Raw genomic sequence first — 18,928 nt, 5'->3', positions numbered from 1 at the left:
TTGCCGCGGAAGGTTCGCGAAACAGGGGTGGGCTATGCCGCGGGTTGGTGCGATCGACTGCGGGACGAACTCGATCCGGCTGCTGGTGGCCGACGTCTCCGAGCGCGAGGACGGCAGCCGCTGGCTGCGCGACGTGCACCGGGAGATGCGCATCGTGCGGCTCGGCCAGGGCGTGGACGCCACCGGTGTGCTCGCGCCGGAAGCCCTGGAGCGGACCAGGATCGCGCTCGCCGACTACACCGCCGTCCTGCGCCGCAAGGGCGTGGAGCGGGTGCGCATGGTGGCCACTTCCGCGACCCGGGACGCGGCGAACCGCGAGGACTTCTTCGCGATGGTCCGTGAGACGCTCGGTGTGGACGCCGAGGTCATCACCGGGGATGAAGAGGCGGCCCTGTCCTTCACCGGCGCTGTGGGCGATCTGGAGCCCGAGGAAGGCCCCTTCGTGGTGGTCGACCTCGGCGGCGGCTCCACCGAGATCGTGCTGGGCGAGTGGGACGGCGTCCGGGCCAAGGTCACCTCGGCCCGTTCGGTGGACATCGGCTGCGTGCGGCTGACCGAGCGCTGCCTGCCGGACGACCCGCCCACCCCTGACCAGCGCGCCGAGGCCGAGCGGGTGATCGGCGCCGCGCTGGCCGAGGCCTTCGCCGCGGTGGACGTCAGCTCCGCCCGCACCTGGATCGGTCTGGCGGGCACGGTGACCACCCTCTCCGGCATCGCCAAGGGCCTGCCGAGCTACGACTCGGAGGCCATCCACCTGTCAAGACTCCAGATGGGCGAGCTGCACGAGACCATCGAACTCCTGCTCACCCTTTCGCGGGAGGAGCGGGCCGCCCTCCCGGTGATGCACCCGGGCCGGGTGGACGTCATCGGTGGCGGTGCGTTAGTGGTCGCCAAGATCGCCGAAGAACTGCGCGAACGGGCTGGAATCACCGAGCTGGTCGTCAGTGAGCACGACATTCTCGACGGCATCGCGTTGTCGGTCGTTTGAGGGACAGTCCGTCAATCGATTGACGGACATCTTTCCGTGAAGATTCCGGTTACTTTCCGTAGTTGTAACTTGTTATTCAGTTGACAAAATTGACGATCGTGACCGCTTTGTGACCGCCCCCAGGTGTAGTTCGTTGGGCTGAGCCGATTACGGTCCCTCTCACGGTTCGGGAAGGGTTCCCGCGGCCGTTCGGGTGGCGCTCACGAACGTTCTCGTGCGGCGCGCCGTGTAGGTGGGAGGACGTTCATGCGGAAGGGACGCGCGCTGTCCTTGATCGCGGTGCCGGTCGCGGCGTCGTTGGTCTTGACGGCTTGTGGCGGCGGCGGCAGCTCGTCGGGCAACAGCAACGAGACCACTGAGGTCAGCATCTTCGGCACGGAGCCGGAGAACCCGCTCGTGCCGGGCAACACCACCGAGACCGGTGGTGGCAAGGTGGTTCAGTCGATCTTCACCGGCTTGGTGACGTACACCAACACCTTCGAGGTCAAGAACGCGATGGCGGAGTCCATCGAGCTGACCAAGCCCGACCAGTACACGATCAAGCTCAAGCAGGGCTGGAAGTTCCACGACGGCACCCCCGTCAAGGCCGAGAACTTCGTCAAGGCCTGGAACTACACCGCCTACTCGCCCAACGGGCAGCAGTCGGCCAGCTTCTTCGAGCAGATCAAGGGCTTCCGCGACGTCAACACCGTGGACCCGGACGGCGCCGACGGTCCGCAGAAGGCTCCTGAGCCCAAGGCCAAGGAGATGTCCGGCCTCAAGGTCGTCGACGACACCACCTTCACCGTGGACTTCACCGAGCCGCACGTGATCTTCAAGGTCAAGCTCGGCTACTCGGCCTACATGCCGCTGCCGGACAAGTTCTTCACCGACCAGAAGGGCTACGAGGCCGCCCCGATCGGCAACGGCCCCTGGAAGTTCATCTCCCGCACGCCCAAGCAGGACATCAAGCTTGAGCGCTTCGAGGACTACAAGGGCGACGACAAGCCGAAGATCAAGAAGGTCAAGGTCGCCATCTACACCGGCACCGAGGCGGCCTACGCGGCGGTCAAGGGCAACCAGCTCGACTTCCTCGACACCATCCCGCCCTCGGGCCTGGCCGGGAACCTGTGGAAGACGGACCTGAAGGACCGGTCCAAGTCCCAGGCGGGTCTGATCATCCAGATCCTGAACTTCCCGCTGTACGACCCGAAGTACCAGAACAAGGACTTCCGCCAGGCGATCTCCATGGCGATCAACCGCAAGGAGATCACCGAGAAGATCTTCGAGGGCAACCGGAAGCCCACCAGCGGCTACGCGGTCGACGGCACCACCGGCTGGCAGCCGGGCGCCTGCGGCGAGCTGTGCGAGCACAACCCGGCCAAGGCCAAGGAGCTGTTCGACAAGAGCGGCTTCAAGGGCAAGCTGGAGATCACCTCCAACGCCGACGGCGGGCACAAGGAGTGGATCGAGGCGGCCTGTGGCCAGATCAAGTCCGCGCTGAACCTGGAGTGCACCTTCGCCCCGGTCGCCACCTTCGGTGAGATCCGGAAGAAGATCAACGCGCACGAGATGACCCAGGTCTACCGCGGTGGCTGGATCGCCGACTACCCGTCGGTGGAGAGCTTCCTGAACCCGCTGTACCGCACCGGTGGCTCCTCCAACGACGGTGGCTACTCCAGCCCGGCGGTGGACGCCAAGCTGGCCGAGGCCGACCGCGCGCCGACCGAGGCGGAGAGCTACAAGCTCTACCACGAGGCGGAGAAGCTGATCGCCCAGGACATGCCGGCCATCCCGCTGTGGAACACCACCTCGCAGTTCGGCTGGTCCACCAAGCTGAAGAACGTGCAGATGAACGCCTACCGCGAACTCGACCTCTCGTCCGTCGAGGTTGCCTGATCACTAGCTAGAACGGGGCTGGTCCACAATGTCGTGGGCCAGCCCCGATCGCGGTAGAGGAGTTCTCGTTCATGGGCCGCTATGTGATTCGGCGCCTGCTTCAACTGATCCCGGTCTTCCTCGGGACGACCTTCCTCATCTACGCGTTGGTCTGGGCCCTGCCCGGTGACCCGTTCGCCGCCATGTGCGGCGATCGCCGTTGTCCGGATGCCTTCATCGCGCAGATGACGGAGAAGTTCAACCTCAACGACAACATCGTCGTCCAGTACTTCAAGTACCTCGGCGGCCTGTTCCAGGGTGACTTCGGGGAGACCTTCTCCGGCACCTCGGTCGGTGAGCTGATCGCGCTGCGCTACCCCGTCTCGGTCAAGCTCGCGCTGGTCGCGGTGCTGATCGAGGCCGTCATCGGCGTCATCGCCGGTGTGCTGACCGGCCTGCGCGGCCGCGGTTTCCTGGACAACCTGGTCCTGGTCTCCACCCTGTTCCTGATCTCCCTGCCCACCTTCGTCACCGGCTTCGTGCTGCAGCAGGTGCTGGGCTTCCAGCTGGAGATCATCCCGACCGTGGTGTCAGAGGATCCGACCTTCGCCGAACTACTGGTGCCGGGCTTCGTGCTCGGCAGCTTGTCGATGGCGTACGTGACCCGGTTGACCCGCACCTCGATCGCGGAGAACAAGCGCGCCGACTACGTCCGGACCGCGGTGGCCAAGGGCCTGCCGCAGAGCCGGGTGGTCGGGGTGCACCTGCTCCGCAACTCGGTGATTCCGGTGATCACCTTCCTCGGCACCGACCTCGGCTCGCTGATGGGCGGGGCCATTGTCACCGAAGGCATCTTCGGCATCCGCGGGATCGGCGGTCTGGTCTACGAGTCGATTCTCCAGAAGGAAGGCATCACCGTGACCGGTGTGGTCGTCCTGCTGGTGATCGTCTTCTTGATCGTGAACCTGTTCGTCGACCTGCTCTACGCCGTGCTCGACCCGAGGATCCGTTATGACTGACCCGTCTGCTGCCGCTGCCGGCTCCACCATCGAGGCCCACCAGATGGTCTCGGACGCCGAGCACGCTTCCACCACACAGGACAAGCCCCGCAGTCTCTGGTCCGACGCGTGGCAGGACCTGCGCCGCAGGCCCATGTTCGTCATCTCGGGCGCGGTGATCCTGTTCCTGCTGATCGTCGCCGCCTTCCCCTGGCTGTTCACCTCGGTGGACCCGGACGTCGGCGACCTGCAGCGCTCCCGCGTCGCGCCGTCGGCCGAAGCCTGGTTCGGCTACGACACCCAGGGCAAGGACATCTTCGCCCGGGTGGTCTACGGCACCAGGTGGTCGATCCTGGTCGGCGTGATGTCCACCCTGGCCACCGTGCTCATCGGTGGCACCATGGGCCTGCTCAGCGGCTTCTTCGGCGGCTGGGTGGACGCGATCCTGTCCCGGATCGCGGACATCTTCTTCGGCCTGCCGTTCGTGCTGGGCGCGATCGTGATCCTGTCCGCGTTCCTCTCCGGCGTCTCGGCCGACGCGTTCACCATCGTCAGCCTGGTGGTGTTCTCCATCGCGCTGCTGTCCTGGCCGGTGGCCATGCGGATCATGCGATCGGCCGCGATCACGGTGAAGCAGCAGGACTTCGTGAAGGCCGCGCGCGCCCTCGGCGCGAGCAACAGCCGGATCATCATCAAGCACCTGCTGCCGAACTGCCTGGCGCCCGTCCTGGTCTACGGGACGATCGCGCTGGGCGCGTTCATCGGCGCCGAGGCGACCCTGTCGTTCCTCGGCCTCGGCCTGCGGGCGCCCGCGGTGTCCTGGGGCGTGATGATCGCGGACGCGCGCGACTACATCCGCATCGCGCCGCACCTGCTGTACTTCCCCGCCGGATTCCTGGTGATCACCGTGCTCGCGTTCGTCATGCTCGGCGACGCGGTCCGGGAAGCACTCGACCCCAAGCTTCGTTAGGAGGCAGTTCACAGTGTCGCAGAACGAGTCCACTGTGGACCCGATCGCCGGCGGCAGCGCCGACGGCGAACCCCTGCTGGTGGTCGAGGACCTGCACGTGGAGTTCCGCACCAGGGACGGCGTCGCCAAGGTCCTCAACGGCGTCAGCTACCAGCTGCACGCCGGTGAGACCCTCGCGGTGCTCGGTGAGTCCGGTTCCGGCAAGTCCGTCACCGCCCAGACCATCATGGGCATCCTGGACATCCCGCCCGGCCACATCTCCCAGGGCTCCATCCGCTTCCACGGCGAGGACCTGCTCACGGCCAGCGACGAACGCCGTCGCGAGGTCAGGGGCAGCGGGATCGCGATGATCTTCCAGGACGCGCTCTCCGCGCTGAACCCGGTGTTCACCGTCGGGTTCCAGATCGAGGAGCAGCTCCGGGTCCGCAACGGGATGAGCAAGAAGGACGCGCGCAAGCGCGCGATCGAGCTGCTCGACCTGGTCAAGATCCCCAACCCCCAGGGCCGGGTCAAGCAGTACCCGCACGAGTTCTCCGGCGGTATGCGGCAGCGCGCGATGATCGCGATGTCGCTGGCGCTGGACCCCGAGGTGCTGATCGCGGACGAGCCGACCACCGCGCTGGACGTCACCGTGCAGGCCCAGATCATGGACCTGCTGCACGAGATCCAGCGCGAGCGGAACATGGGCATGATCCTGATCACCCACGACCTGGGCGTGGTCGCCGAGGTCGCGGACCGGATCGCGGTCATGTACGCGGGCCGGATCGTGGAGAAGGCGGACGCCTCCGCGCTGTACAAGCAGCCGGGGCACCCGTACACGCTGGCCCTGCTGAACTCGCTGCCCAGGCTGGACCAGAAGGGCACCGCGCTCAACACCATCAAGGGACTGCCGCCGAACCTGATGCGGGTGCCGCCTGGCTGCCCGTTCCACCCGCGCTGCCCGCGGGCGCAGGACATCTGTTCGCAGTCGGTCCCCGCGCAGGTGCCGCTCGGCCTCGGCCGGGTCAGCGCCTGCCACTTCGCGGAGGAGGTGGTCAGCGGTGGCTGAGACGGACTACGTCCTTGAGGTCAAGGAGCTGGTCAAGCACTTCCCGGTCACCCAGGGCATCCTGTTCAAGAAGACCATCGGCCACGTCAAGGCGGTGGACGGGGTCTCCTTCCAGCTCAAGCGCGGCGAGACGCTGGGCATCGTGGGTGAGTCGGGCTGCGGCAAGTCCACGCTGGCCCAGGTGCTGATGCGGCTGGAGAAGCCGACCGGTGGCAGCGCGCTGTTCAACGGCCGGGACATCTTCAAGATGCAGGGCTCCGAGCTGCGCAAGCTGCGGCGGAACATCCAGATCGTGCTGCAGGACCCGTACACCTCGCTGAACCCGAGGATGACGGTCGGCGACATCGTCGGCGAGCCGTTCGAGATCCACCCCGAGGTCGCCCCCAAGGGCGATCGCCGGAAGAAGGTGCAGGACCTGCTGGACGTGGTCGGGCTCAACCCCGAGCACATCCACCGGTACCCGCACCAGTTCTCCGGCGGCCAGCGGCAGCGCATCGGCATCGCCCGCGCGCTCGCCCTGCGCCCCGAGGTGATCATCTGCGACGAGCCGGTGTCCGCGCTGGACGTCTCCATCCAGGCGCAGGTGATGAACCTGCTGGGTGACCTGCAGACGGAGTTCGGGCTCTCCTACGTGTTCATCGCGCACGACCTGTCCGTGGTGCGGCACCTCTCCGACCGGGTCGGCGTGATGTACCTGGGCAAGATGGTCGAGCTGGGCACCGAGGAGCAGATCTACGAGCACCCGACGCACCCGTACACCCAGGCGCTGCTGTCCGCGGTGCCGGTGCCGGACCCGTCGCTGCGCGGCCGCCGTGAGGTCATCCGCCTCACCGGCGACGTGCCCAGCCCGGTGAACCCGCCTTCGGGCTGCCGGTTCCGCACCCGCTGCTGGAAGGCGCAGGACATCTGCGCCGAGGAGACGCCGCTGCTGGAGATCCGGCTGCCCGAGCCGGGCGCGGCGCACCCGAGCGCCTGCCACTTCGCGGAGGAGAAGCCGCACGTGGTGGTGTGATTCGTCCGTTGTAGACAGTGGCGGGGCTCGGTTTTCCGGGCCCCGCCACTGTTCTTCAGCTCTGCGCCGCCGACTCGCGGATGAACCGGGCCAGGTCGGCCGACTGCTGGAGCCTGCTCGGCTCGTGCACGTACATCATGTGGCCCGCCGGGTAGTAGCGGAGCTCGATGTTGGCGGTCAGCTCGGCCGGGATGGCCAGGTGCGCCAGCACGTGCTCGGAGGCGAAGTAGGGCGTGGCCCCGTCGTGGTAGCCGCAGGCCACGTGCACCTTGAGGTGCCCGTTGGCCCGCATGGCCTCGGCCAGCCGCCCGGCCACGTTCACGTGCGCGCCCTCGAACTCCTTGTAGGACCAGGGATGCACGTTGCCGGTGAGGATCTCGTACGGCAGGTCGTTGGCGTAGCCCAGCTCGGCGCGCACGTACTGGTTGAGCGCGGCGGCGTACGGGCCGAGGATGGCCGAGTAGGACGGGTCCTCGGCGAAGTGCTCGCCACCGGCGTCCGGGTCGTGCCCGGTGAAGCGGCCGTCCAGCCGCCCGGTCACCTTGCGCTCGCTCCGCAGCAGCTCGGCGAAGAAGCGCAGGTGCTCGATCCGCAGCCGCACCCGGTCCACGTAGTCCTCGCTCAGCCCGGTCAGCCGGGCCAGCGTGGCCACCGCCTCGGCTCGCTCCTGCGCGGTGAGCCGGTTGCCGCGGGCCAGCGCCCACGGGTAGTCGCGGGCGGCGTAGGCCTCGGCCTCGGCGAGCACCTCGGCCAGCGGGCGGTCGCCGTGCTTGCCGTGGTGGTGCGCGATGGCCGCGTAGGTGGGCAGGAACAACGGGTACGGGACGTCGTTGTCCTCGGTGAACCGGATGGTGCCCATGTCCAGCACCGCGGAGATCAGCATCAGCCCGTTGAGGTACATGCCGTGCCTGGCCTGCAGGTGCTGGGCCAGGCCTGCCGCGCGCAGCGTGCCGTAGGACTCCCCGGCCAGGAACTTCGGCGAGCCCCAGCGGCCGTTGCGCGAGGTCCACAGCCGGATCAGCTCGCCGACGGACTCCAGGTCGCCGGTGTAGCCGTGGTAGTCGCCGGGCTTCTCCCCGCGCGCGGCCCGCGAGTAGCCGGTGGACACCGGGTCGATGAAGACCAGGTCGCTGTGCGCCAGCAGGGTTTCCGCGTTGTCGGCCAGCCGGTAGGGCGGCGGCAGCAGCGCGCCCGCGTCGCCGGTGAGCACCCGCCTGGGCCCCAGCAGTCCCAGGTGCAGCCAGACGCTGGAGGAGCCGGGCCCGCCGTTGAAGGCGAAGGTGACCGGCCGGGTCGCCGGATCCGCGCCGTCGAGGGTGTAGGCGATCACGAACACCTCGGCCTTGGCCGTGTGCCCGGTGAACTTCCCGTCGGTGTGCACCTCCTCGCGGAGCACGATCCGGCCGGCGGTGGCCGTGTAGGAGAGGGTCCGCCCGTCGGCGAGGAGCTCGTGGCGGGTGGTGACCAGATCGTCGACCGGCTCCGCGGTCTCCCGTGCCGACTCGCCGTCCGACGGCGTGTCCGTGACTGCCATGTGCGCACACTAGACGGCCAGCCCCAGATGAAACCCTCAGGAGCCCCGGTGCACCCGCTGACCGCCCTGGACGAGGCCGTCACCCACTGCCGCCGCTGTCCCCGCCTGGTCGCCTGGCGGGAGGAGGTGGCCACGGTCAAACGCGCCGCCTTCCGCGCCGAGACCTACTGGGCCCGCCCGGTCCCCGGCTTCGGCCCGCCGGATGCCGCCATCGGCCTGGTCGGCCTGGCCCCCGCCGCGCACGGCGGCAACCGCACCGGCCGGATGTTCACCGGCGACCCCTCCGGCGACTTCCTCTACGCCGCCCTGCACGCCGTCGGCCTGGCCTCCCAGCCGACCTCGGTCTCCCGCGAGGACGGCCTGCGCCTGCACGGCGTCCGGATGATGGCCCCGGTCCGCTGCGCGCCCCCGGACAACAAGCCGACCCCGGCCGAACGCGACAACTGCCGCCCCTGGCTCGCCCAGGAGCTGCGCCTGCTGCACCCGAGTCTGCGCGCCGTGGTGGTCCTGGGCGGCTTCGGATGGCAGGCCCTGCTGCCGGTGCTGGCCGCGGCGGGCTGGCAGGTTCCCAGGCCACGCCCGAAGTTCGGCCACGGCACGCGGGTGGACCTGACGGCGGCGGACGGCCGGGTGCTGCACCTGCTGGGCTGCTACCACGTGTCCCCGCACAACACCTACACCGGCAGGCTGACCCCGGCGATGCTCCAGGAGGTGCTGAACCGGGCGAAAGCGCTGGCCGGCCTGGGATGATCACCGCCGCCGCCGGGGCAGCGCGCGGAAGAAGTCGGCCAGCGCCCGGATGATCGCGGGCCGGTCGGCCGGGTCCGCGCCACGCAGGGCGATGCCGAGTGCGATCAACCGGCACAGGCCGGTCACCACCGCGGTCACGATCACCAGGACCGGGACCACCTCTAACGAACTGAGCATGTTCCCGTCCTCTCGTTCGGCCGTACCCCCTCCGCGCGGCCGAATGAACGACTGGAACGCCACCAGCCTACCCACCTGCCAGGCTGATCGGTATGCCTCCGCCGCCAAGCCGGGCACCCTCCCCGCGCACCGGCGCGTGGCAGGCTGCCCGCCATGGGACACCGCGCCAACCTCGTGCTGGTCGAGGCCGACGGCAGCCGGAGCCTGCGCTCACTCGCACTGGGCGGCGAACACCCTGGAGACCGACCTGCTGCCCGGCCCCGGGCACGCGGTGCGCCTGGTCCGCGCCCAGCGGCCGGCGCAGGAGTGGCTGGACCAGCGCTGGGGTGAGGGCGGGCTGCTGCTGGACCTCCGGCGGCGGGTGGTCCTGTTCTTCTTCTGGCACCTGCGCGAGCTGCCGGTGCGGGCGGCTGTGTTCGCGGTGCCGGCGCGCACCTGGCCGGGCTGGGAGGTGCGCTGGGCCTACCGCGGCCTGGCCGAGCTGCGGGGCTGGGTCGGGCACGCGGTGCGGCTGCCGCCGGTGGACCTCGCGGCGGGGCTGGCCGACTTGGACGCGTGGTTCCGGCGGAGGTCGAGGCGGTGCTGGCAGAACTGCGGCCGCGCGGGTGATGCGCGCGGCCGGCGCGCTCGGTAACGTGGGTGGCACGCGCAGGGGGCGTTGGTGACCCAGGCGGGCCGAGGACGTCTCATGTCGTGGACCGTGCTGTTGTTCGCGTTCCTCCTGCTGGGCTGGTTGACCGTGTTCGTGCCGGTGTTGCTGGCGCGGGCGGTGGCGGCCGAGAAGGACGTCAGGGTGCGGGTGCACTCCTTCCCCGCGCCGCGCATCGAGATCGAGGTGACCGCGAGCGCCGGGGCGCGGGAGTGACCGCGCGTGGCGGAGAACACGGCGCGAAACGCCGCACTGTGGCGCAGAACGCGCTGGTTCTGGTAAGCGGCCATACCCCGTGGGTGCGACGATTCAGGTATGGCTGCTGTGAAGTCGCAACCGACCCGGATCCTGGTCGTCGGTGGGGGCTATGTCGGTATGTACACCGCACTGAAGCTGCAGGCCAAGCTGCGCGCGAGCGAGGCGTCCGTGACGGTCGTCGATCCGCAGCCGCACATGACCTACCAGCCCTTCCTCCCCGAGGCCGCCGCGGGCTCCATCGAGCCCAGGCACGTCGTCGTGCCGCTGCGCCGGGTCCTGAAACGCTGTCACGTGCTCACCGGGCGCGTGACCGAGATCAACCACGCCGACAAGCGAGCCATCGTCGCCTCGCCGACCGGCGACCTGGAGTCCGTGGACTACGACGTGCTCGTGGTCGCCCTCGGCTCGGTCGCCCGCACCCTCCCGATCCCCGGTCTGGCTGAGCGCGGCATCGCGTTCAAGACCGTGGGCGAGGCGATCTACCTGCGCAACCACGTGCTCTCCCGGATGGACCTGGCCTCCACCAGCGACGACCCCGAGCTGCGCCGCAAGCTGCTGACCTTCGTGGTCATCGGCGGCGGCTACGCGGGCATCGAGGCGCTGGCCGAGCTGGAGGACATGGCCCGCTACGCCACCCGCTACTACAAGAACGTCAAGCCCGAGGACATGAACTGGGTCCTGGTCGAGGCGGCTGGGCGGGTGATGCCCGAGGTCAGCCCGAAGATGGGCGTCTACACCGTGGAGACCCTGGAGGAGCGCGGCATCAAGTGCTACCTCGACACCAGGGTCGAGTCCATGGTGGACGGTCACGTGGTGCTCAGCGACGGCACCGAGCTCGACGCCGAGACCATCGTGTGGACCGCGGGCGTCAAGGCCAACCCGGTGCTGGAGCAGACCGACCTGCCGCGGGACGCCCGCGGCCGGGTGCGCTGCACGGCCAACCTGCAGATCGAGGGCATGCCGGACGCCTGGGCCGCCGGGGACAACGCGGCCGTGCCCGACCTGTCCCGCACCGAGGAGGACCCCACCGCCACCTGCAGCCCCTCGGCGCAGCACGCGGTGCGGCAGGCCGTGCACCTGGCCGGCAACATCCTGGCCTCGATGCGCGGCAAGCAGCTCAAGCCCTACCGGCACAAGTACGCCGGTTCGGTGGCCAGCCTGGGCCTCTACAAGGGCGTCGCGGACGTCTACGGGATCAAGCTCAAGGGCTTCCCGGCGTGGTTCATGCACCGCACCTACCACGTGAGCCGGATGCCCACCTTCAACCGGAAGTTCCGGGTCCTGATCGACTGGACCCTTGCGCTACTCTTCCGGCGCGAGGTGGTGTCACTCGGTCAGATCAACGACCCCAAGGCCGAGTTCGCCCGCGCCACAGCGAGTTGAGCTACCTAGGGTGAAAATTCCATACTTCGGGCGTATGGGTTACTCCATCTGGAGTTCCTCGACACCACGGCGTACGGAATGTAACTTGAGGTTGTCTTGACATTCTGTGAGTTGGAACTTGAGACTACGCCCGGTGCCGCACCTGAACGTGTGAAGCATCACACCGAAGAGAGGTGACCGCCATGTCGATCGAGGAGCTGGCCGCCCTGGTACGCGAGGGGAAGGCCAAGGACAGCGCGCTCGCCGACTACGCCGCGGAGTACGCCAAGGCGCGGAAGGTCTTCCGCAAGAAGGACGACTGACACGTGACCGCCGCCGGACGGGGGCAGGAAGCCGGACCCAGGCCACCGGGTCCTCCTGCCGCCACCGAGGTGATCGACCCCGAGTCGACGCCCACCGAGGTGGCGCCTGCCGCCGTCCCGACTCCGGCCAGTCCGTCCAGGACGACCCCGCTGCTGTTGCAGGGGCAGGACTACTACTACCGCTCGCCCAGCACCTGCCTGGACTTCCAGGAACGCGTGCACGAGATGGGCCTGGTGGAAGAGGACGGCGGCGACCCGCTGCCCTGCGTGCTGGTGCTGGCCCGCGCCGCGGACATGGAGATGAACGAGCTCTCCCTGGCGCTGGCCGAGCGCGGCATCCGGATGGTGCGCATCGACGCCGACCGCTGCCTGAACCTGCCGCTGACCATCTACACCGACGCCCCGCTGGTCGAGCTGGACCTGCGGCTGCTGCGGCCGATCCTGGTCTGGCGCAGGCACTTCGACATCTCCGCGGTGCCGGTGGACCAGCGCACCATCAGCGGGGCCTACGCCGCCGACCAGTGGCGCTCGGTGATCAACTGGCTGGCCCAGCGCACCGACTGGGAGCACGTCAACCCGACGCGGGCCACCTGTCAGCTGGACCGGCTCACCCAGCTCTCCGACGCCACCGCCTTCGGGCTGCGGGTGCCGCGCACCGCGGTCACCACCCAGCCCGGCCGCACCAGGCCCGGCGGCGGCCGCTGCATCGTCAAGACCGCCGGCCAGCACCTGCTGGAGCCGCGCCCCGGCGCGCTGCACGGGCTGTTCCCCCGGCCGCTGGACACCAGCAGGGCCAGTGACAGCCCCGAGTCCGCGCCGGTGATCGTGCAGCAGTTCCTCAACGCCGAGGGTGAGCTGCGGGTCTTCGTGGTCAACGACAAGCTGATCAGCTACCGGGTGGAGAAGCTGGACCCGGCGCAGCTGTGGGTCGACCCGGACGCGGTCAAGGTGACCAGGGTCGACATGCCCGAGGAGCTGGCCCCCAAGCTGCTCGCGCTGGCCAGGCACTGGAACGTCCAGGTCGCCGCGTTCGACCTGCTGATGGCCGACGGCGAACACGTCTTCCTGGAGATCAACGTGAGCTGCGACTGGCGCTGGTTCGAACACCGCGCCGGCAGCACCGAGGTCTCCGACGCGGTGCACGACTGGGTGGCGGGCCGCTTCGCAGAGCTACTCGACGCCCGTGCCGGTCTGTAGCCCGCACGGGCCTCCCGAGCTGGGCTTTCCTGCGGCCGGTCGGTCCAGATGTGTTCGGCCGCACGGGCGAGTTGTCGTGATTGAGACCCGAAAGCGACCTTTCACGGCTTAGGCTGCCCGCTGCCCCCGTAGCCCAATCGGTAGAGGCAGGCCCCTTAAAAGGGTCCGAGTGACGGTTCGAATCCGTCCGGGGGCACCAATCAGCGGCGTCGTCCGCCCAGGTCAGCGGGATTCCCTTCGGCTGACACCCGGGCGAACGGCGCCGCTTTCGACTTTGCTGATAACCATTACCATTAGTAGTCGATCATCGGCCGGAGTGGTCACCCGGTCATCCGAAAGAGAACCGTCATGGTTGTCGCCGGATCGGGGTCTTCCCGCCGTCCTACGCTGGCCGGGTGGAAGCCAAGCCGGGGCAGGCCGAGGTGCGCGGACGGGTGCTGGTCGTGGACGACGACCTCACCGTGCGCGACGTGGTCCGCCGCTACCTGGAGGGCGCCGGGCACCAGGTCCGGCTGGCCGGGGACGGCGAGCAGGCGCTGGCCCTGTTCGAGCAGGCCGCGGCCGACCTGGTGGTGCTGGACCTGATGCTGCCCGGCATCGACGGGCTCGAGGTCTGCCGCAGGCTGCGCAGGCACAGCGCGGTGCCGGTGGTCATGCTCACCGCGCTCGGCGAGGAGGAGGACCGGGTGGCCGGGCTCCAGCTCGGCGCGGACGACTACGTGACCAAGCCGTTCAGCCCGCGCGAGCTGGTGCTGCGGGTCAACTCGGTGCTGCGGCGGCTGCGGCTGCCCGCGCCGCCGCCCCGGCTGGACCAGCTCGCCGACGGCGACCTGCGCCTGGACCCGGTGGCCCGCCGCGCCACCAGGGGCACCGCCGAGCTGGCGCTGACCACCCGCGAGTTCGACCTGCTGGCCTTCTTCCTCAGTCATTCCGGCGAGGTCTACACCAGGGCCAGGCTGCTGGAACTGGTGTGGGGCTGGGACTTCGGCGACGCGGCCACGGTCACCGTGCACGTGCGCAGGCTGCGGGAGAAGATCGAACCCGACCCGGCCAACCCGGTGCGCATCGCCACCGTGTGGGGCGTCGGCTACCGCTACGACCCGAGCCCGGCATGAGTGAGCTGCTCGACGCCGGCACCTACGCGCTGAGCTTCTCCGTGCCGGTGGCCGTGCTCGGCGCGGTGTTCCTGCACTGGAGCCGGGACCGCTCGCTCACCGCGGCGATCACGGTCGCGGTGCTCACCCCGCTGCTGGCCACCCTGGCCGGGGTGACCGCGGTCAGCGGGTTCATGTTCACCAGCCAGCTCACCACCACCGTGGTGATCTGCGTGCTGGTCGGCCTGGTCACCGTGCCGGCCGCGGTGCTCTTCGGCCGGGCCATCGCCCGGCGCAGCGTGTGGGAACGGGAGGCGCGGGCCAGGGAGCGCGCGGCCGAGGCGGCCCGGCGCGAGCTGGTCGCCTGGATCAGCCACGACCTGCGCACCCCGCTGGCCGGCATGCGCGCGATGACCGAGGCGCTCACCGACGGCGTGGTCACCGAGCCGGCCGAGGTGCGCGGCTACCTGCTGGGCATCGGCCGGGAGACCGAACGGGTCTCCGGCATGGTCGAGGACCTGTTCCAGCTGTCCCGGATCACCGCGGGCGCGCTGAACCTGGAGCTGACCGCGCTGCCGCTGCGCGACCTGGTCAGCGAGGAGGTCGCGGCGCAGGCCGCGGTGGCCCAGCGGGCAGGGGTGACCCTGCGGGAGGCGCCCAGCGACTGGCCGGTGGTGCACGGCAGCGCGCGGGAGCTGGGCCGGGTGCTGCGCAACCTGCTCAGCAACGCCATCCGGCACACCGGCCGCGGCGGGGTGGTCGCGGTGACCGCGGGCGAGGTGGACGGGCAGGCCTGGCTGGCCGTGGACGACGCCTGCGGCGGCATCCCGGACGGCGAGCTGCCCCGGGTTTTCGACGTGGCCTACCGGGGCAGCGCGGCGCGGACTCCTGAGCCCGGCCAGGCCGCCGGAGCCGGTCTGGGCCTAGCCATAGCCCGGGGACTGGTTGAGGCCCACCACGGCCGGATCAGCGCCAGCAACCACGGTCCGGGCTGCCGGTTCGAGATCCTGCTGCCGCTGGCGCGCTGAAGGGCTGGCCAACAGGTTCACTCGATCGTGTCATCGGGGTGCGACACTGGTAGCTGATGGGCGCGGAAGAGACGGGACTTTTCGGGCCGGACTCGGTCACCTGGCGGGTGCACTCGGATCCGGTGCTGTTCCTCGGCGGCCTGCGGGCGCTGTTCCTGCAGGCCCTGCACCCGTTGGCGATGGCGGGCGTGGCACAGCACTCCAAGTTCGAGTCCGACCCGTGGGGCAGGCTGCTGCGCACCGCCGAGTACGTCGGCACGGTCACCTACGGCTCGCTCAGCCAGGCCAAGCAGGCCGGCGCGGTGGTCCGGCGGGCGCACCGGGGGCTCACCGGCGTGGAGCCGGAGACCGGGCAGCCCTACCGGGTCACCGATCCTGAGCTGCTGCTGTGGGTGCACAACTGCGAGGTGGACTCCTTCCTGGACACCGCCCGGCGCAGCGGCCTGCGGCTCACCCCGGCGCAGGCCGACGCCTACCTGGCCGAACAGGTCCGCGCGGCCCGGCTGGTCGGCGTGCCCGAGGCGATGGTGCCGGACTCGGTGGACGCGCTGGCCGACTACTTCGCCCGGCTGCGCCCGGTGGTCCGCAGCACCGCGGCGGCCCGGCGCACCGCCCGGTTCCTGCTGTTCCCGCCGATGCCGACGCCGGTGCGGCTGCTCACCCCGGCCCGTCCGGCCTGGGCCGCGCTGGCCGCGCTGAGCTACTCGCTGCTGCCGGACTGGGCCCGCCGCGCCTACGGCCTCACCGGCCTGCCCGGCACCGAGTTGACCGCGACCGCGCTGGCCCGCTCGTTGCGCTTGGTGCTGCTCGCACTGCCCGGCTCACTCCGACAGGGTCCGCACTACCGGGCGGCGCAGGCCCGGATCGCATCGGTGTGTGACCGGCCCGCCTAGTGGGTATCCCCCGCGCGGGGGTCACCCGGAAAGGCAGGCCATGAGCGCACCAAAACCACAGGTCACCCGAGCCGCGGGCCCGGACCTGGTGGAACACGGACCCGAAGGCGCCGACGTGCTCTTCGTCCTTGATCCAGCAGGCCTGGGCAAGCACGGGGAGCTGCCCGCGACCTGGCGGGACTTCGCCCGCTCCACGCACATCGCCTGGCTGCGCCTGCCCGCGGCCGAAGCCGCCATGCCCAGGGCCAGGGACGTGCTGGAGCGCCTGGCCGACAGCGGCGGCACCATCGACCTGCTGGCCGAGGGGCAGGCCGCCGGACCGGCCATGCTGCTGGCCACCGACCATCCCGAGCAGGTCCGCTCGGTGCTGCTGGTCGACCCGGAACCGTGCTCGGGCGAGGAAGCGGCCCAGCACGGCGCGACCCAGCTGGACCAGGCGCTGCTCAACCTGCGCAGCGTGCCGATCGAGCAGGTGCTCACCGGGCACGGCGTCCGGGTGAAGGTGCTGGACCGGGGCGCCGAACCGGTGCCGCTGGGGCACCCGAGGGTGGTCGCCGAGGTGGCCGGGGAGCTGCGCGGCGAGCACGTGCCCGCGCGGGCCCGGTGCACCGCGCGGCGGCCGTCGGTGCCGGGACAGCTCTGGCAGGCGCTGCGGATGCGGATCAGGGAACGCCTGCTGCCCTCCCGGTAGCGCTAGGCCCGGCTGCCGCCCACCACGCCGTACTCGTAGGCGAAGACCACCGCCTGCACCCGGTCCCGCAGGTCCAGCTTGGTCAGCAGGCTGCTGACGTGCGTCTTCACCGTGTGCTCGGAGAGCACCATGGCCTTGGCGATCTCCGCGTTGGACAGCCCGCGGGCCACCAGCTCCAGGGTCTGCGCCTCGCGCGCGGTCAGCGTGTCCAGGCGCGGGTCCGGGTTGTCCGGGGTGGGCCGCAGCGCGCGGCTGACCACGTCCTGCACCAGGCGGCGGGTCATCGACGGGGCCAGCATCGCCTCGCCGGTGACCACCACGCGCACCGCGTGCACCAGGTCGTCCCTGCGCACGTCCTTGAGCAGGAAGCCGCTGACCCCGGCGTGCAGCGCGTCGTAGAGGTACTCGTCCAGGTCGTAGGTGGTCAGCATGACGACCTTGGCGTCGGTCTCCGCGCAGATCACCCTGGCCGCCTCGATGCCGTCCATGGTGGGCATCCGGATGTCCAGCAGCACCACCTCCGGCCGCAGCATGCGGGTGGCGAACACCGCGTTCGCGCCGTCCTCGGCCTCGGCCACCACCTCGATGTCGGGCTGGCTGTCCAGGATCAGCCGGAACCCGGCGCGCACCAGCTCCTGGTCGTCGGCGATCACCACGCGGATCGGCTCCACGGTCTGCTCGGTCACCACGCTCAACTCCGCCTCTCCACCCGGTTCACCGGGAAGTCCTTGTGCGCCAACGGGATTTCCGCCGTCACTGCGAACCCGCCGCCATCCCGCGGCCCGATCCGCACCATCCCGCCACAGGCGCCAACCCGTTCCCGGATGCCGACCAGCCCGCGCCCGGCGCGGCCCTGCTGCTCGGTGAGGTCCGCGCCGATCCCGTCGTCGTGCACCCGCACCGCCAGCTCGGCCCGTGACCAGCTCAGCCGCACCTCGGCCCGGCCGGCGCGGGCGTGCCGCACGGTGTTGGTCAGCGCCTCCTGGATCAGCCGGTAGACCGCCAGCTCGGTGTCCGGCGGCAGCGGGCTGGGCGTGCCCTGCACGGAGTGCTCCACCCGCAGCCCGGTGGCCCGGACCGTCTCGATCATGCGCGGCACGTCGTCCATGGTCGGCTGCGGGGCCCGGCCCACCTCGGCCGGATCCCTGGGCACCATGCCGAGCAGCCTGCGCAGCTGGGCCATCGCGTCCCGCCCCGCGGTGGCGATGGCGTCGAAGCTGGCCTCGGCGCGGGCCGGGTCGTTGCGCACCACCAGCGGCCCCGACTCGGCCTGCACCACGATCAGCGCGACCGCGTGGGAGAGGATGTCGTGCATGTCGCGGGCGATCCGGGCGCGTTCGGCGCTGGTGGCCCGCTCGGCCTCCAGCTGCTGCTCCTGCTCCAGCCGGTGCGTGCGCTCCTCCAGCGCGAGGGTGTAGGCGGCGTTGGTGCGCACCGCCCAGCCCAGCAGGTACGCGGTGACCGTGCAGGTGATCAGGAAGGTGAACTCCTGGAACTCCATCGGGTCGAGCATGTTGTGCACCACCACCGCGAGCAGCGCCAGCGCCAGGGTGACCCGGCGGATCAGCGGTTCGCTGTGCCTGGCCACGGTGTAGACGCCGACCAGCGGGCCGTAGATGCTCCACACGTCCGGCAGGTCCAGCCCGATGTAGACCAGGTCGGCCACGCTGACCGCGAGCATGGTCAGCATCGGCGCCTGGCGGCGCAGCAGCAGCGGGAGCGCGGTCAGCGCCGCGACCAGGTAGCCCCACCACGGTGAGGCGCCGCTGATGCCGAAGGCCAGCGGCAGTTCCACTGCGAGCAGCACGAGGACGACGACCAGCAGGTCCGCCTGGCGGGCACTCAGGTTTTGCAGCGGGCGCGGCGGACGCCAGCCGAGTGGTGTGGACATGCGCGCTCCGAACCACTGCGCGACCAGGGCAGTACCCCCCAACCTACCGCCGGTGTGCGCGCTGGGGTCAGGTGCGGACGGGGTCCGGTTCTGCCGGTTCTGTGGGTCGCGGGGGTCCAGCTGCCACGGCGGGGTGGTCGAAGAGGTGGTCAGCGGCCGCACAACCGGCGTCCGCACCCGTCGCACCAGCCCCTCCTGCTTCGCCGCC

Annotated in this window: 19 protein-coding genes and 1 tRNA gene; 16 read left to right on the top strand and 4 right to left on the bottom strand. The window is 70.2% G+C overall.

Translation table 11 applies throughout. The features are described 5' to 3' along the window. The first annotated feature begins 34 nt into the window (after positions 1 to 34). The 6 genes from N8J89_RS37460 to N8J89_RS37435 all read left to right on the top strand — a co-directional run bounded on the left by N8J89_RS37460 (position 35) and on the right by N8J89_RS37435 (position 6,873). Entirely contained in the window at positions 35 to 988 is a 954-nt protein-coding gene (locus N8J89_RS37460) for a Ppx/GppA phosphatase family protein (RefSeq protein WP_283661652.1), read from the top strand. A gap of 246 nt (positions 989 to 1,234) precedes the next feature. Beyond that, positions 1,235 to 2,866: a peptide ABC transporter substrate-binding protein gene (locus N8J89_RS37455; RefSeq protein ID WP_283661651.1), complete on the top strand. Its 1,632-nt coding sequence runs from the start codon at positions 1,235 to 1,237 to the stop codon at positions 2,864 to 2,866. Positions 2,867 to 2,937: 71 nt separating this feature from the next. After that, the gene (locus N8J89_RS37450; protein ID WP_283661650.1) at positions 2,938 to 3,864 is read left to right on the top strand and encodes an ABC transporter permease; all 927 of its coding nucleotides are present in this window, start codon (positions 2,938 to 2,940) and stop codon (positions 3,862 to 3,864) included. After that, positions 3,857 to 4,813, top strand: a complete 957-nt coding sequence (locus N8J89_RS37445) for an ABC transporter permease (RefSeq protein ID WP_283661649.1) — start codon at positions 3,857 to 3,859, stop codon at positions 4,811 to 4,813. The genes N8J89_RS37450 and N8J89_RS37445 overlap by 8 nt, the downstream gene beginning before the upstream one ends. Positions 4,814 to 4,826: 13 nt before the next feature. Then, positions 4,827 to 5,861 (top strand): ABC transporter ATP-binding protein, encoded by a 1,035-nt coding sequence (locus N8J89_RS37440; RefSeq protein ID WP_283661648.1) that lies wholly within the window; start codon positions 4,827 to 4,829, stop codon positions 5,859 to 5,861. After that, a complete protein-coding gene (locus N8J89_RS37435) occupies positions 5,854 to 6,873 on the top strand; it encodes an ABC transporter ATP-binding protein (protein ID WP_283661647.1) in 1,020 nt (339 codons plus the stop codon). The genes N8J89_RS37440 and N8J89_RS37435 overlap by 8 nt, the downstream gene beginning before the upstream one ends. A 55-nt stretch (positions 6,874 to 6,928) precedes the next feature. Here the strand turns inward: N8J89_RS37435 and N8J89_RS37430 are convergent, their stop codons facing one another. After that, the gene (locus N8J89_RS37430; RefSeq protein WP_283661646.1) at positions 6,929 to 8,407 is read right to left on the bottom strand and encodes a S10 family peptidase; all 1,479 of its coding nucleotides are present in this window, start codon (positions 8,405 to 8,407) and stop codon (positions 6,929 to 6,931) included. Between the two features lie 48 nt (positions 8,408 to 8,455). Here N8J89_RS37430 and N8J89_RS37425 point away from each other — a divergent pair, with 48 nt between their 5' ends. Continuing rightward, positions 8,456 to 9,157: a uracil-DNA glycosylase gene (locus tag N8J89_RS37425; RefSeq protein ID WP_283661645.1), complete on the top strand. Its 702-nt coding sequence runs from the start codon at positions 8,456 to 8,458 to the stop codon at positions 9,155 to 9,157. Here the strand turns inward: N8J89_RS37425 and N8J89_RS37420 are convergent, their stop codons facing one another. Beyond that, the gene (locus tag N8J89_RS37420) at positions 9,158 to 9,334 is read right to left on the bottom strand and encodes a hypothetical protein (protein ID WP_283661644.1); all 177 of its coding nucleotides are present in this window, start codon (positions 9,332 to 9,334) and stop codon (positions 9,158 to 9,160) included. 43 nt (positions 9,335 to 9,377) lie between these two features. Here N8J89_RS37420 and N8J89_RS37415 point away from each other — a divergent pair, with 43 nt between their 5' ends. From N8J89_RS37415 to N8J89_RS37375, 9 genes are all read left to right on the top strand, one after another. Beyond that, entirely contained in the window at positions 9,378 to 9,968 is a 591-nt protein-coding gene (locus N8J89_RS37415) for a hypothetical protein (protein ID WP_283661643.1), read from the top strand. Positions 9,969 to 10,022: 54 nt separating this feature from the next. Beyond that, on the top strand, positions 10,023 to 10,199 hold the full coding sequence (locus N8J89_RS37410) for a hypothetical protein (protein ID WP_283661642.1): 177 nt from the start codon (positions 10,023 to 10,025) through the stop codon (positions 10,197 to 10,199). Between the two features lie 99 nt (positions 10,200 to 10,298). After that, complete coding sequence (locus N8J89_RS37405) at positions 10,299 to 11,624, top strand: NAD(P)/FAD-dependent oxidoreductase (protein ID WP_283661641.1); 1,326 nt, start codon at positions 10,299 to 10,301, stop codon at positions 11,622 to 11,624. A 305-nt stretch (positions 11,625 to 11,929) separates the two neighbouring features. Further along, entirely contained in the window at positions 11,930 to 13,123 is a 1,194-nt protein-coding gene (locus N8J89_RS37400) for an ATP-grasp domain-containing protein (protein WP_283661640.1), read from the top strand. A 122-nt stretch (positions 13,124 to 13,245) separates the two neighbouring features. After that, positions 13,246 to 13,322 (top strand) — tRNA-Leu (locus N8J89_RS37395). A 196-nt stretch (positions 13,323 to 13,518) separates the two neighbouring features. Next, entirely contained in the window at positions 13,519 to 14,238 is a 720-nt protein-coding gene (locus N8J89_RS37390) for a response regulator transcription factor (RefSeq protein ID WP_283661639.1), read from the top strand. Further along, positions 14,235 to 15,245: a sensor histidine kinase gene (locus tag N8J89_RS37385; RefSeq protein ID WP_283661638.1), complete on the top strand. Its 1,011-nt coding sequence runs from the start codon at positions 14,235 to 14,237 to the stop codon at positions 15,243 to 15,245. Before N8J89_RS37390 ends, N8J89_RS37385 begins: the two co-directional genes overlap by 4 nt. Before the next feature lie 56 nt (positions 15,246 to 15,301). After that, a complete protein-coding gene (locus N8J89_RS37380) occupies positions 15,302 to 16,138 on the top strand; it encodes an oxygenase MpaB family protein (RefSeq protein WP_283661637.1) in 837 nt (278 codons plus the stop codon). Positions 16,139 to 16,178: 40 nt separating this feature from the next. Beyond that, on the top strand, positions 16,179 to 16,829 hold the full coding sequence (locus N8J89_RS37375) for a hypothetical protein (RefSeq protein ID WP_283661636.1): 651 nt from the start codon (positions 16,179 to 16,181) through the stop codon (positions 16,827 to 16,829). Positions 16,830 to 16,831: 2 nt separating this feature from the next. Here the strand turns inward: N8J89_RS37375 and N8J89_RS37370 are convergent, their stop codons facing one another. Together N8J89_RS37370 and N8J89_RS37365 are read right to left on the bottom strand one after the other, a co-directional pair. Beyond that, positions 16,832 to 17,524 (bottom strand): response regulator, encoded by a 693-nt coding sequence (locus N8J89_RS37370; protein ID WP_252481215.1) that lies wholly within the window; start codon positions 17,522 to 17,524, stop codon positions 16,832 to 16,834. After that, positions 17,521 to 18,720 (bottom strand): sensor histidine kinase, encoded by a 1,200-nt coding sequence (locus N8J89_RS37365; protein ID WP_283661635.1) that lies wholly within the window; start codon positions 18,718 to 18,720, stop codon positions 17,521 to 17,523. The genes N8J89_RS37370 and N8J89_RS37365 overlap by 4 nt, the downstream gene beginning before the upstream one ends. Positions 18,721 to 18,928: the final 208 nt, after the last annotated feature.

The sequence above is a fragment of the Crossiella sp. CA-258035 genome (genome assembly GCF_030064675.1).
GTDB lineage: Bacteria > Actinomycetota > Actinomycetes > Mycobacteriales > Pseudonocardiaceae > Crossiella.
Note: the sequence above shows the minus strand (reverse complement) of the source record. Positions and strands in the feature narration are given on the sequence as shown.